The following is a 14067-nucleotide window of genomic DNA, read 5'->3' on the forward strand; positions in this document are numbered from 1 at the left end:
TATACCTTTCAAATAATTAATCAAATAAAGAAGAAACGGAGCTTTCATCCGCTACGGCACGAATGGCCCGACCAATCAAATTATTCAAACTAATCTGACGAATTTTACGAACGGAACGCACTGCATCTGTCATTTTGATACTGTCGGTGATGACTAACTCTCCAATAACGGAATCTTCAACACGTTGTGCGGCACTGCCGGATAAAACCCCATGGGTCACATATGCGTCAATTCCAGTTGCCCCCGCATCCATCAAAGCTTGTGCCGCATTACAAAGTGAACCGCCACTATCGATAATGTCATCGACCAATAGACAGTGACGTCCCTTAACGCGACCAATAACATTCATAACCTCGGAAACACCGGCACGCTCACGTCTCTTATCAATAATTGCCAAATCAACATCAAGTCTTTTTGCCAATTGACGCGCTCTTACAACTCCGCCAACGTCAGGAGAAACAACCATTAAATTCGATTTACCAGCATGTTTGTGTTTAATATCACGTGTGAATAGAGGTGCCGCATATAAATTATCTACAGGAATATCAAAAAAACCCTGAATCTGTCCTGCATGCAAATCGAGTGTTAAAATACGATTCGCTCCTGCTTCAACCAAAAGATTGGCAACAAGCTTCGCGCTTATGGGCGTTCTTGGACCCGATTTGCGATCTTGCCGGGCATAGCCAAAATAGGGCATAACAGCTGTAATTCGTCGTGCAGACCCTCTACGCAGGGCATCCAACATAATCAATAATTCCATAAGATTATCATTAGTTGGATAACTCGTGCTTTGTACAGCAAAGATATCTTCACCCCTTACATTTTCGTAGATTTCCACAAAAACTTCCTTGTCCGAAAAACGTTGTACGGACGCATCACATAAAGGCATTTTCAACTCTGCCGCAATCGCCTCTGCCAATGGACGGTTACTATTCCCTGCAATAATTTTCATCAACGAACTCCAACACACAGAACCAGTTAAAACGATCTATACCATAAAAAACATATTATTTATGTTGCATCTGAATATTTTTCAATTCTGGTGCATTAGAAGAAGCGGACTCTTTTGCATTATTTGCAGGCAAAGGCTGATTATCACGACCAGAATAATTAGTGATGACCTGCTTAACCCCACCAGCAGCCTCTTCTCCAACCGCAGAGCCAATATCACCCCAATAGTGATCAAGACGATGCGCAGGAACATCATTGATTTGTGAAACTTTACCCGCCTCTTTTCCCTTATTATCGGTCACCCGCCAAATAATTTCAACATGTTGTACCGGATTACCACGTGTCCCCTGCGCACCATCTGTTACACTGACATGACAATCCACAGTATAATCTGCCTGGTCAGGTTTATATTGAATAGCATTTGCCTTGTCTGCAAACGAAATAGCAAATTGCTGAGCAATAATTTTATTTCCGTCTCCAGGAGCCCCAAAAACACCCTTGAAATAAATTTTGGCTGCCCGATGTTTTAAACTATGTGGATCAGCCGCCATCTGCCGAGCTTGTAATCCTGTTAATACCTGATTGATTATTGGCGCAGATTGTTCTGAAACATCATGAAAAATGCTTCGCTGTCCACTTATCCAATCCTTTTTTGAAACGGGCATTCCTTTTCTCACCGCTTCGACTTTTCCATTAGGGGCAATAATTGTAAAAGAAGGAATAATCATATCTTCTTCTGATCTCACCTTGGTCAATAAAATCCAGTCCCCCTTTTGAGCGGGTCGTGCAACTGCGGGAACCGTCTGTTCCAACATTGCCTTTGCCATTTCCTCGGCAAATCCCTGGGCGTTTTTATCATTTAACATTGAATTAGAAGGTGGTGGAACAATTAACCTTGACGGAGGAGGTGTCGTCAATGATGTGGTTTTGTTTTTTTCAAATGGATGTGGAACCTGGATGCAACCTATTAAAGATAAAACACCTAAAAAACTGAATCCAATCTTAAAAGACTTTAAACTTTTAAATTGCATCTTTATGATTTCCCTTACGAATATTAACGACAGGCAATTGTTGAAATTTGATGTCCAAACACCGCTTTCCGTTCCATGACACGTCTACGATTACTAAAAAAATGAGTGGTATCCATAAATGTATCCCTTCCTGTTATAGCCGCAATACCCACATGTTTACGTCTTAACCGGTCAACACAATAACGACCCAAATCAAACAAATAATATCCTTCACGAACGGGGGTAAAAAAAACTCTTCCATCTGGATCCTGTCTCAAAACCTCATTACGCATGTCTTCCCGCACTTCATAATGTGTCACGGCAATACAGGGTCCTACAACAGCAATGATATCCTGTCTATCCGCACCCAAAGCCTCCATTTGATCCACGACATTTTCTAAAATTCCACATGCTGCGCCCCGCCAGCCTGCATGGGCTGCCCCAACAATATCACCAGTTTTTGTACTAAATAATACAGGGGCACAGTCAGCTGTAACAACACTAATAGCAATATCAGGATCGGTCGTCACGGCTCCATCCCCCTCAACAGGTATACAATTCGATTTTGTAATCCATAAAACTTTATTGCTGTGAATCTGTAACCCTCCCCACAAATAATTCGGGGATACCTTCATATACTCAGCAACAATTTTACGGTTCTCCATAATTAAATGAGGGTTATCACCTGATTTCAAACCACAATTTAACGAAGTATATTCTCCTTGAGAAACCCCACCTATTCTTGTAAAAAAACCATGCCGAACAATATTCGACAATAAGGAATGCTGAATGGCCAATGGTTTACAGTTCATGAAATTTATAACCCTTTTAAATTAGCCTTGTTTTTGAAATATAAAGAAGTATAGTTTGTTTTCCTAAAAACCCGGTGGAGCACATAACTCAGCGTTACAAATTGCCATAACTTTAAACAAATCACCCATTTCTGTAGGGTCAATCAAACGTTGTACAGAAGACCGAATTTCATTTCGTTGTTCTATCGGTGCATGATCCAATAAGATTTTTTCCCGTATCAGTATGCCAAGCTGCTTTAAAAAAGCACCTTGTGTTTGTATCCCGTAAACAGTCACATTCTGTTTTTCTGCAATTTCTTTCAAGGAAGGAAAATCTATATGAGCAGTTAAATCAGCCTCTCCGGGCGGAACAAAAGGAGAGACTTTTTCTCGGTTTGCAATTGCCTGTAAACTGTCTCCCCAAACCTGGGAAGAATACCCATAATCAATAAATAAAGCCGCCCCCCCATAATGACAGATATGTGCTGAAACATATTGTACAATATCCTGTCCAGCTTCATTTACCTCTACAGTGTCACCAACCTTTATAGGACGCTGGAATACAGGTGAAAAAGGCAATTGGGATATGGGTTTATGAAACATATTTCCTTGGGAAACATAATTCTCATCCCATTTTTTTCCGCCCCTGTAAATAAACTGACGAATAGGTAAAGCGTCAAGAAATTCATTCGCCACCATAATCAGGGGTAAAGTCGGGATATCATAAACAGAATCAAGCCATTGAATTTCAATTTCATAATTTTTCAATGTATTTTCTTGAATTTGACGTAAACGCGACGAGGTTTCAATCAGAAAAACCTTACAATATTGGCAGATATCAGGAGCCGAACGGAATAAAACTCTTAAAATATCCATCATGAGCGTCCCCCGGCCCGGCCCGGCCTCCACGATTGCCAATTTGTCTGGTTTGGGCATAGACCGAATGACCGTAATGATCCAAACCGCGATCAATTCACCAAAAATCTGTGAAATTTCAGGTGCAGTAATAAAATCAGAAAATGGATCCCTTTTTTCATAATAGGCGGCATTTGCCTTTTCCATAAATTGATCCAATCGCATTTCTGAACAATTCTTCATTTCTGCCTTTACTTTTCAGAAACTGTCAAATTTTGCAATTTCGGCAATTGATAAGACTGCCAAATGAAATATATCCCGGCAATCGCCATTGGGATACATAAAATTTGCCCCATCGTCAAACCAAAAGCAAAGTAACCCAAAAAAGCATCTGGCTCACGAAACAACTCACAAACACTTCGTGCCATGGCATACCCCAAAAGAAACACACCGGAAAGAAATCCTGGTCGCTCTCGAATGGCTTTACATTGAATCAAGCAAAGCATGATAAAAAATAGCAACACACCTTCTGAAAAACATTCATATAATTCTGATGGATGTCTTGCACCTTCAACACCGGGATAAATCATACGCCAGGGTAGCCAGTCCGGAGCTTCACGACCCACTAGCTCCCCATTAATAAAATTTGCCAATCTTCCAAATCCTAGTCCCATAGGCACTACGGTTGTGACACGATCAGAAAAACCAAGAAAACTTAAACGGTTATAACGGGTGAATATTATTAAGGCGAATATAACCCCCAAAGCACCACCATGAAAGGACATTCCTCCATGCCATACCTGGATGATCTGTAATGGATGCGTTAAATAATAAGCTGGCTGATAAAAGCAAACATATCCCAAACGTCCCCCAAAAATAACGCCCAACGTCGCCCAAGTTAAAAAATCATCAACTTGTGTAACAGTTGCAACCACGGGTTCCCTTTGAACCAATCGTCTTACCAAAAACCAACCGGCAAGCAATGCTGCTATATAGGCCATAGCGTACCAACGTATCGATAAGGGGCCGATATGCAACATAACAGGATCAAAATTAGGATAATACAAGGGAGATGACATAAAACCTGTCTTTCATTAAAAAATATGACCTTATAAATAAGGGTCTGGCCGTAAAAGATAACCCTGAATATATTTTGAAATACCTTCTTCCAATGAGGTAAATGCCCGTTGATATCCGGCAACTTTCAAACGTGTCATGTCAGCTTGGGTAAAATATTGATATTGTCCCTGCAAACTCTGGGGCATATCTATAAATTCAACCTCTCTTTTACAGCCAACCGCATCACAGACGGCATATGCCAAATCAAGATAGGTTCTAGCTTGTCCGGTACCACAATTATATATTCCATTTACATCGGGATTGTTTAAAAGCCATAAAATAATTTCAATAACATCCCCAACCCAGATAAAATCACGGGCCTGGGCACCGTCTGTCAAACCATCGCGATCAGACTTGAATAAACGGGGAACACCTCCCTTCTGAATATCATCAAATTTGACCTTTACAACTGAAATCATCTTGCCCTTGTGATATTCATTTGGTCCATATACATTAAAAAATTTTAATCCGGCCCATTGCGGGGGGACAGGTTGATGATTCCTAACCTGTTCCAATACAAATCGATCAAAAACCTGTTTGGACCACCCATACAAATTCAAGGGTTTTAAATCTGCAATATGGTTGGGTTCATCTGTAAATTCCTCCAGCTGATTGGCTCCCCCATAGGTTGCGGCAGATGAAGCATAAATAAATCTTACCTGATTCAAAGCGCACCAATGCCATAATTTTTTTGACAAGTTGACATTGGTTTTCCAAACCAGATCCCCATCACGGGCCGTTGTTTCACTAATTGCACCTAAATGAATGACAGCCCTTATTACTTTGCAATACTGCACCAGAAAATCATCAATATATTCAGGAAAAATTAAATCTGTTGGCACATGATTTGCAATATTGCGCCATTTTCCCTCATCCCCCAACCAGTCAATTACAACCGTCTTCTCTTTCAAATCATAGAGTCTGGCCTGTAAACAAGAACCGATAAACCCTGTTGCACCAGTGATAATAATCATATTGTTTTCATACACATAAATTATAAATTAAAAAAAACATGCTATATTATAACTTTGATAACGTATTAGATTAACTTATACTAATTTACTAATTTTGAAATAATAATAAGGAAAAATCATGCCTAATCCAAAAAAAATATTTGACGATGCCTCTCATGCTTCTGGCAGTGTATTTTCTGTTTTCAGTGGTATTAAGGAAGAGATTGCTGCCATTGTCAAGGGACGGGTTGATGAGGTTTTGTCAACCCTTCAACTGGTCAGACGTGATGAATTTGAAATTGTTACAGAAATTGCCAGCCGTACCCGTGCCGCTCAAGAAAAGTTAGAAGAACATGTCAAAAAACTTGAGGAAAAAATCGCAGAATTAGAAAAAAAAGCAAATATTTAATCGTAAATATTTTAACAGGGGGATATTTCAAACCCCTTTTATATTGATCAATCCAGGGAAATTTTATTGATGGATTTAATAGAATGGAAAGATTTTGAAAAAATTTTAATGGTAACTGGAACTATTATAAAAATAGAAAAATTTCCTGAAGCCCGTAAACCCGCCTATAAAATATGGGTTGATTTTGGACACTATGGCAAGCTTAAAACAAGCGCTCAACTGGTTAAACTCTACCAGCCCGAGGATTTGATTCATAAACAAATTATAGGAATTATTAATTTTCCTGAAAAACAAATTGGTCCTTTTCGTTCGCAATTCCTACTAACAGGTTTTGAAACAGAAGATGGAATCGTTATTACAACCGTGGAACGCCCCGTGCCTAACGGTACAAAAATATCTTGAATTCTACCTCATCTTGTTGATCCATAATTCCTTTTTGCTCAATAATTTAATTCCATTGAATTTTCAGACAAGAAAAATAATTATGATTTATAAAACTGACCGTTGCAAAACCCTAAGACTTCTAATTCCAGAATGGCAAAGTGGAGATTATGACAGTCAACCCTCCGGCGAGATCTACCCCCTGGAGCTCGTCTGTTAGCTTTCTTAGCTCCCCAAAATAATACATCCCCGATTGTTGAAGTTCCCATTGAACCTTATCATCAACAACAAAGAACCAGGGAAAATGGTGTTGTTTGGCAAGATGTCATTATTCATCAATTAAAAGCAACGCAAAAAATTATAGATGAACACGAACCTGATCGGATTATTACATTCGGCGGTACTTGTATTGTTAGCCAGGCGCCTTTTGCCTATCTCAATAAACATTATAACGGAAAAATAGGGTTGTTATGGATTGATTCCCATCCCGATATTTCCACCCCCAAACATTTTGATCGAGAACATGCAATGATTTTGGGAAATTTATTGGGAAAAGGTGATCCATATCTTGCAAATGAAGTCAGATTAGCTTTTAAAGCCAACCAGGTTTTAATCATTGGCATTCATAATTATAACAATGCCTATGAAAAAAAATTGTACATGATTTAGGATTGCAAACCATTGCCAGTCCTGATCTTACCCTAGATAATCAAGCCATTTTGGCATGGATTAGAAAAAACAATTTTGAGCATCTTGCAATACATGTGGACGTTGATGTCCTTAATCCCCGATCTTTTTATTCGCAATTTTCAAATAATCCCATCTCACCACAAACCTTTAATAACGTAAAAGGAGAAATGACCATTCCCCAATTAAGCAAAATCATCCAGGATGTTTCCCTCGTAACGGATATAGCCGGAATAACTTTTGCAGAACACATGCCTTGGGACGCACTTAACTTAAAAAAAATGATGGAACAATTTTCTTTCATGAAATAAAATATTAAAATTTATACTAATTATTTAATACTAATTTTTGTTAAATACATATGGTTTTTCTGACAATGTACAAATATTTTTATTTGGACATTTTTATGTTAGAATTCTTACAATCATATACAAAAAAACAATCCTATTTTATTCACTATTGATCGAGGAATTCATTATGTCATCACTTCCCTCCCTTTTAATGATTGGCTGTGGGCATATGGGAAAAGCCATGTTAAAAGGCTGGATAAAAAAAGGCTTGAATCATTCTTTCATTGTTAATCGACATGATTTCGATCTAGTTACTCCACATCAATTGGCACATACTATTCAGGATGTTCCAAAAACGTTTCAACCAGAAGCTGTTGTACTTGCCGTCAAACCGGATCAAGCTGCCGAACTTATCCCCCATTTAAAACCATGGTGTAAAAATATACCTGTTATTTCCGTTCTTGGCGGAAAAACGCTTGCCTGGTTACAACAACAATTCGGAGATCATCAGTCTATTATCAGAGTTATGCCTAATACCCCTTCGGAATTAGGATTAGGTATGACCAGCATGATTGCCAACTCCCAAACGCAATCGGATCAAAAACAAATTGCAGAACGATTGTTTAATGCCATTGGTAAAACCGCATGGCTTGATACAGAACAGGAAATTGACATCGCCACAGCAATTGCTGGATGTGGGCCCGCCTATATATTCCTATTAGCGGAATTGTTGCAAAAGATAGGACAAGAGAAAGGATTGTCAGAAGACCTAGCACGTCTTTTAGCCAGACAAACCGTAATTGGCTCTGCCGCATTATTGAATCATTCCCAGGAAGAAGCGGAAACACTAAGAAAAAATGTTGCGACCCCTAACGGGATAACAGAACAAGCTGTTAATGTTCTAATTCAACCCGATGCATGGCCCCATATTCTTTCTAAGGCCCTGCAGGCAGCTGCAGATCGTTCCAGGGCTTTATCTTCATAAAATAACAAAAGCAATATAGGAGATTGATGATGTCTGATGAAGAAATACGCCACCGTATTTTAAAAAATTCCATGGATCTGGCGGCAGAACAAGGATGGAACGCCATGTCATTAAGTGACGCGGCACGACGCTGTAATGTTTCGCTTGATATGGCACGAAAATTATTCCCTTGCAAATCCTCCCTTTTACTTTATCTGAACCGTCTCGCCGATCAGGCTGCATTGAAACAATCCTACCAGCATCAACCCGTTCCTGAATATTTATTCGATCTTTTTATGGAACGGTTTGATACGTTCCAACAATATCGACAAGGATTGATTTCTGCAATTCATTCCTTACCCCTTAACCCTCCATTAGCATTTCTTCTACAGATAGCCATTCAAAACAGTATGAAATGGCTAGCTGAAGCAGCGGAAATCAACACAAGCGGCCTACGTGGAATTGCTTGTATAAAGGGACTGACAGCCATTTGGGCGCTAAATATGCGTATCTGGTTAAAAGATGAAAGCTCAGATTTATCCCAAACCATGGCTTCATTAGATAAAAGCTTTAAAAAAGCTGGAAAATTTGCTCGTTATTGTGTTCAAAGAACTGTAACAGATCAAAATGGAAAAAAGAAGAATCAAGTGGATACTTCCTATTATTCAGATAAAGATGGAAACCAACAATAAATTTTAAAAATTTTTTTATTTTTCCTCTTTACGAAACCTAATAACTCCTTTAAAAGATGCTTTAACAAACCTTGGGGTGTAGCCAAGCGGTAAGGCAGCGGATTTTGATTCCGCCATGCGGAGGTTCGAATCCTCCCACCCCAGCCATCTTGTATTATGATATAATTGACCCCTTCAAAATCTATTTTATTTTGGATTATCCTGTCAAACATTTTGATTTTTCTTATAAAAATCAAAAATTAACTGTCAGCTTCATTTAACTCATAATAGGAACAGAATTACCCTTGAAATCACTACAGATAAAATTATCAAAATAAAGGCTCATCCATCTGTTTCCCATCAGCGTGTTCTTGAAATTCTGGATTATCATAAGAACTGGATTTACACCAATCCTATATTTCAAGAATCCCATTACCAGTATATCAATCATGAAAAACATCTTTATTTAGGACGCCTTTATCCTTTAAAAATTTTTAAAATAACCAATCAGGCACAAACTATCCAGTTAATTGATCATCATATTGCAATAACAGTTCGAGAGAATTTTCCGTCAAGAATCTATAGCATGCTTCAAAACTGGTATAAATTTGAGGCTTTAAAGGTTTTTTTCTGAACGTCTTTCTCTTTTAAAATCAAGAATTTGTTGAATTGATTGGCAAAATAAACCACTTTTGTTACGAATTGAAAAATCAATGGGGTAGTTATAATCAAAAAAAATAATGTGATCATTACCTTAACTCAACATCTAATCAAGGCAAATCCCGCCGCCATTTATTATGTTATCCTCCATGAGCTGTGCCATGCAGCTGAATTTAACCACAGTAAAAAAATTTACCAAATAGTTACCATGATTATGCCAAATTGAAAAATATTGGCATACCTACTTAAAACAAAATGGTTATATTCTTGGAAAAGAGCAAAAACTTTTATAATACCTTAATTATTGACCGCTGTTTTTGAAACTTTTTTTACAAAATTCTCTTTCAAACTTTTATATTTTGAATGTTCTCTTGCCTGTTTCCATTTCTGTTTAAAAACTGATGCCGCTTTTACCTTAATCGGATCCTCAAAACCTTTGGGTAACTCCTGACGGCCATGAGATCCACTCAAACCCTTTTTATCTTTGGGAACAAATCCATTATATTTTTTGCCACCTTTATGATTAGCGTAACGTCGGGCACGCGTATAACCCATCTGCAGAAATTTACGCGCCATATCAGCCCCAACAAAATCTTCTTGTTTCAAATACTGCAAAAATAATTGATATATCCTTTCACTGCTTTCCCTTGCCTTTTCAACAGTCGCAAATTGCCAATAAGGCAATATTTCTGACTTGTATGGCTCGACCAGCAATACTCCTTGTTCTCCCTTGCCAATGCGATAATATTCAGGATGTTTGCGAAAATCTATTTTTCCAAAATTCAAGGAATAATCAAAACTGGACGAAACGACACGATTTTTACAACATGGAATCAAATCACTTCTTTTGTTCATTTATTCCACCCAAATTCTGCATCATTAAAAAACAACCATTATATGTTTTGGCTTATAGATTTATTAGGACTATAAACCTAAATTGTCTTATTTGTTTTTTTATAGCAAGTAGGTCATTTTAATCATCAATATTATTTCAATGGAAGAAAATGAAAATTGAAAAAATTCAATATGGTCCCTATGAAGCCTTACGTTTACATTTTTTAGACAGATTTCTCGATTATATTCCTAAAAGAGCTCAGATCATACGTTATGGATCTCTTAAAAAGCCGGATATTTTATGGGGAAATTCAAAGGCTACCTATCAGGATGGCAAAGCCATAAGAAGTGGCATCCCGTTATGCTGGCCCTGGTTCGGTCATCTTAAAGCCAATCCTTCAATAGTCCAAAATATGCATAGCCTAACTCATCCCGCATTATCGCATGGCTTTGCACGTTGCATTGAATGGAAAAATCATCAGCTTGATGCATCAAAATCAGGGATCATTATCATTAATAGTCTACAAACCTCACCAACATTAACCCCGGAATGGCCACATGAAACGGAATTGAAATTCATTATATGTTTTAATGAGATTTTAAGCATACAACTTCATATTGAAAACAAAAGTAACCAGGATATTGCCATAACTCAGGCTTTACATAACTATTTCCATGTCAGTGATATCCGTAATATCCATATTCATGGATTGGAAAATCTAACCTATACAGAACAAAATGCATTGGGTCAGCAGAAATCAGGCATACAAAAATTCTTTCACCATTTAACTGGTCCCGTTGATCGAATTTACAGTGATGTTCCCTCTGAAATAACTATTTTTGATCCTATATGGAAAAGAAACATTATCATCCGAGCTCCTTTCTCACATTCTGCCGTGTTATGGACACCTTGGAAAGAACAAGCCAAAACCTTAGATCAATTTCCTGCATCATTATGGAATCAAGTGATGTGCCTTGAGGTTGGAACACTAATGAATCAAATGCAAATTAATGCCCACTGCATTCAATAACCCAAACCCATGATACTATTTAATAATAATATCATTATTAATTATCGGCTAACTTTTAAACAGGTTTGACAATTGACTCTACTCCAAATTATCAACATCAAGAACAATAGCCAATTTTACAGGAATGATATTTATTAGGTGATATAATTTATCAACTTGTTTTTTGCACATCTTTTAAATTAGATGGCTCCCGAAGTAGGACTCGAACCTACGACCGAGCGATTAACAGTCGCTTGCTCTACCAACTGAGCTATTCGGGATCATTTGGTAGACTTTGTATACCTAATTTAAAATTAATGGTAAAGTGTTTTTTTGTATAAAATCCAATTTTTTTCATTTTCTAGAATTTGCTCTATGACCCCTTTTTCAAATAAAACAAAAAAATCTTTTAATCGCCGTAATTTACTGGTTGGACTAGGGGCAATAGGCTCTTTAACAGGAATGGGATTATATCATTCCATCAACAAACATAATCCCGAGATAATGCCTCAGGATATCTCACCACAAATGATTCGTATTGCATACCTAAAGAATGAAGAAAACCAGCTTCTCACCATTGCCCAGACAAAAGGTTTTCTGAAACATTACAAAATAAGCCTTGATCCCATTGCCAATATTAAAAATAAAACCCAGATTTTCGATCTACTCAAGACCAATCAGTGTGATGCGGCTATTTTATCCATTCTGGACTGGCTGCCACAACTTCTTAAATCCCGCTCTGAAGGTGGAAAATTAATGATTGGTTTAAATGGTGGGGATTTTCGGTTATTGGTTACACATAAACAAAAAATCCAAAGATTGATGGATTTGGCAAATCTATCCATTGGAATTCAACCTCATTCCGAAAAAGAAAAACTATTCTTTTCTATTCTTCTAAGACGTAAAGGCATAAATCCGGATTTGAATGTTAAATGGGTTGAACTGGAAAAAGATGAATTACTTCCCGCTCTTTTATCAGGTCAAATACAGGCATTAATTGGCTCTGACCCTTTTATCTGGCGAATTCTTCATCATAACAATAAAAAATTGTTCCAACTTGCCGGGAGCCAGACAGGTAGCTGGAGTCAAAGAATCAATTATGTTTTGGGAATCTCAAATCATTTTCAACAATCCAATCCACTTGCACTCAAATATCTTGCCACAGCAATTCGAAATGCCTCCGTATGGCAATCACAGCATATTCAGGAAGCCAGTCAAATCCTAACTGATGAATGGCAGAAAATGAGGCCTGAAGAAATATTAAAAATGTTTTTGAATGAAAACAGAAATATGGCCATAATAAATGATAACTTGTGGGAGCAGGTTGCCCAATATATCGATGAATTCAAACTTTTGGGTCAAGTCCCCAACAGCCTGAAATCGGGTCGTATCGCCAAGCAGTTTTGTATAACACTTTAATGCCTCCTTAAAATAATGAGGCATTAACCCAGACCAACGTTCAGCCAACCAATTGTTTATTAAGCAGCTTTTTAGGAAGAAGCCAAAGAGCCATTTTTGTCAAAAAGGGTGCTGTTTCTGGACGTAATAAACGACGGTCATAACCAGAAAAACGACGATCATCTTCTGAAAGACATAAACGAAGAAAATCAGCAAGGGTCGTTTTTTCATTACCCAGCTCAGCAACTCCGTTAATCGTGAAATTATTATCTTGGAAATGCTCCTCTCCCTCTGCATCCATCGTTTTAATCAAACCGATCCGTTCGTAAACCAAAAATGCATGAACAGCGATAACTTTTAGTTCAAACAAGATACGTTTTATCCAGGGCAAATTCGCACGATGCCAAGCCAACCAGTTTGCAAATAGAAGGATATGGCGACATTCTTCCTGCATAACAGGCTCAAAGGTTTCAATCAGTTCTTTCGTGAAAAATCCAGACTTTTCTGCGATTGCAAACAAACCGAAGGCATAAAAACTATCCCAACATTCACTAAATCCTGTTACCAAATAGGCCCATTCCGGATCTTTTGGGACCGAATAAGGGGACTCTGATGCAAGGGGGATACCATAAAACCTGACCAAATCAGAAAGAACTTCCTTATGACGATTTTCCTCCCACGCATTCCGTGCAATGGCATCAGCCCATTCTGGATCCACAATTTCTTTGACATAGGCAGCCATCCTCAAACGGGCCTTGCCCTCTGTCTGCACAGCGATATCCCAAATAGGCAACGATTTTAAACGATCAATTTCCTGATCGGTAAGCTTTGGCCAGTCCATAAAAGTTGGTCTGTAAGGATTAAAAGTCTCACGGAACATCTGACATACCATTTGCCTATGCTCTTTACTACCGATTTTAATCGAGCCTGGAATATTACTCATCCAATGGCGCACTCGATAATTCATCTCCTCGAGCTCTTTATCTGATTTTGGCTGAGGCAAGGTATGTAAATCTTCAGGTAATTGCGTATAAATTGCTTCCAAGTCAGACATTTCCAAATCGACTCCTTACTTTTAAAATCA

Annotated in this window: 16 protein-coding genes, 2 tRNA genes and 1 pseudogene; 10 read left to right on the forward strand and 9 right to left on the reverse strand. The window is 38.0% G+C overall.

Features of this window, described 5'->3' with window-relative positions; genetic code table 11:
* Window positions 1-16 precede the first annotated feature (16 nt).
* From H3T44_RS08440 to rfaD, 6 genes are all read right to left on the reverse strand, one after another.
* Window positions 17-952 (reverse strand): ribose-phosphate pyrophosphokinase, encoded by a 936-nt coding sequence (locus tag H3T44_RS08440; protein WP_110439573.1) that lies wholly within the window; start codon window positions 950-952, stop codon window positions 17-19.
* 55 nt (window positions 953-1007) lie between these two features.
* The gene (locus tag H3T44_RS08445) at window positions 1008-1982 is read right to left on the reverse strand and encodes a hypothetical protein (protein WP_198196900.1); all 975 of its coding nucleotides are present in this window, start codon (window positions 1980-1982) and stop codon (window positions 1008-1010) included.
* A gap of 23 nt (window positions 1983-2005) precedes the next feature.
* Window positions 2006-2773, reverse strand: coding sequence for a peptidoglycan editing factor PgeF (pgeF, locus tag H3T44_RS08450; protein WP_198196899.1), 768 nt, complete (start codon window positions 2771-2773; stop codon window positions 2006-2008).
* 63 nt (window positions 2774-2836) lie between these two features.
* Window positions 2837-3850 carry a class I SAM-dependent methyltransferase gene (locus H3T44_RS08455; RefSeq protein WP_198196898.1) on the reverse strand — a complete coding sequence of 338 codons (1014 nt, stop codon included), beginning with the start codon at window positions 3848-3850 and terminating at the stop codon, window positions 2837-2839.
* A gap of 8 nt (window positions 3851-3858) precedes the next feature.
* A complete protein-coding gene (gene lgt, locus H3T44_RS08460; protein ID WP_198196897.1) occupies window positions 3859-4686 on the reverse strand; it encodes a prolipoprotein diacylglyceryl transferase in 828 nt (275 codons plus the stop codon).
* Between the two features lie 30 nt (window positions 4687-4716).
* Window positions 4717-5700 (reverse strand): ADP-glyceromanno-heptose 6-epimerase, encoded by a 984-nt coding sequence (rfaD, locus tag H3T44_RS08465; protein ID WP_198196896.1) that lies wholly within the window; start codon window positions 5698-5700, stop codon window positions 4717-4719.
* 118 nt (window positions 5701-5818) lie between these two features.
* Here rfaD and H3T44_RS08470 point away from each other — a divergent pair, with 118 nt between their 5' ends.
* The 8 genes and pseudogenes from H3T44_RS08470 (at window position 5819) to H3T44_RS09225 (ending at window position 9967) form a co-directional block, all read left to right on the forward strand.
* A complete protein-coding gene (locus H3T44_RS08470; protein ID WP_122122936.1) occupies window positions 5819-6088 on the forward strand; it encodes an accessory factor UbiK family protein in 270 nt (89 codons plus the stop codon).
* A gap of 69 nt (window positions 6089-6157) precedes the next feature.
* Window positions 6158-6490 carry a tRNA-binding protein gene (locus H3T44_RS08475; RefSeq protein WP_155568801.1) on the forward strand — a complete coding sequence of 111 codons (333 nt, stop codon included), beginning with the start codon at window positions 6158-6160 and terminating at the stop codon, window positions 6488-6490.
* Window positions 6491-6799: 309 nt separating this feature from the next.
* Window positions 6800-7138 carry an arginase family protein gene (locus H3T44_RS08480; protein WP_370552746.1) on the forward strand — a complete coding sequence of 113 codons (339 nt, stop codon included), beginning with the start codon at window positions 6800-6802 and terminating at the stop codon, window positions 7136-7138.
* A gap of 2 nt (window positions 7139-7140) precedes the next feature.
* On the forward strand, window positions 7141-7467 hold the full coding sequence (locus tag H3T44_RS08485; RefSeq protein WP_198196895.1) for a hypothetical protein: 327 nt from the start codon (window positions 7141-7143) through the stop codon (window positions 7465-7467).
* Between the two features lie 166 nt (window positions 7468-7633).
* Window positions 7634-8431, forward strand: a complete 798-nt coding sequence (proC, locus tag H3T44_RS08490; protein WP_155579989.1) for a pyrroline-5-carboxylate reductase — start codon at window positions 7634-7636, stop codon at window positions 8429-8431.
* 26 nt (window positions 8432-8457) lie between these two features.
* On the forward strand, window positions 8458-9102 hold the full coding sequence (locus H3T44_RS08495) for a TetR/AcrR family transcriptional regulator (RefSeq protein ID WP_155567611.1): 645 nt from the start codon (window positions 8458-8460) through the stop codon (window positions 9100-9102).
* Between the two features lie 72 nt (window positions 9103-9174).
* Window positions 9175-9249, forward strand: a tRNA-Gln gene (locus tag H3T44_RS08500).
* 130 nt (window positions 9250-9379) lie between these two features.
* Window positions 9380-9967 (forward strand): annotated as a pseudogene (locus H3T44_RS09225) (YgjP-like metallopeptidase domain-containing protein).
* Between the two features lie 71 nt (window positions 9968-10038).
* Here the strand turns inward: H3T44_RS09225 and H3T44_RS08515 are convergent.
* Window positions 10039-10596 (reverse strand): DUF4385 domain-containing protein, encoded by a 558-nt coding sequence (locus H3T44_RS08515; RefSeq protein ID WP_198196893.1) that lies wholly within the window; start codon window positions 10594-10596, stop codon window positions 10039-10041.
* A gap of 149 nt (window positions 10597-10745) precedes the next feature.
* Here H3T44_RS08515 and H3T44_RS08520 point away from each other — a divergent pair, with 149 nt between their 5' ends.
* Window positions 10746-11606, forward strand: a complete 861-nt coding sequence (locus H3T44_RS08520) for a D-hexose-6-phosphate mutarotase (protein ID WP_198196892.1) — start codon at window positions 10746-10748, stop codon at window positions 11604-11606.
* A 184-nt stretch (window positions 11607-11790) separates the two neighbouring features.
* On the opposite strand, the gene H3T44_RS08525 is transcribed toward H3T44_RS08520, so the two are convergent.
* Window positions 11791-11866: transfer RNA gene (locus H3T44_RS08525), tRNA-Asn, on the reverse strand.
* Window positions 11867-11960: 94 nt separating this feature from the next.
* Between H3T44_RS08525 and H3T44_RS08530 the strand changes: the two genes are divergently transcribed.
* Entirely contained in the window at window positions 11961-13004 is a 1044-nt protein-coding gene (locus tag H3T44_RS08530) for an ABC transporter substrate-binding protein (RefSeq protein WP_198196891.1), read from the forward strand.
* Between the two features lie 40 nt (window positions 13005-13044).
* Here the strand turns inward: H3T44_RS08530 and H3T44_RS08535 are convergent, their stop codons facing one another.
* Window positions 13045-14037 (reverse strand): ferritin-like domain-containing protein, encoded by a 993-nt coding sequence (locus H3T44_RS08535; protein ID WP_110439556.1) that lies wholly within the window; start codon window positions 14035-14037, stop codon window positions 13045-13047.
* Window positions 14038-14067: the final 30 nt, after the last annotated feature.

The organism is Commensalibacter sp. M0355 (assembly GCF_016101365.1).
GTDB classification, from domain to species: Bacteria; Pseudomonadota; Alphaproteobacteria; order Acetobacterales; family Acetobacteraceae; genus Commensalibacter; species Commensalibacter melissae.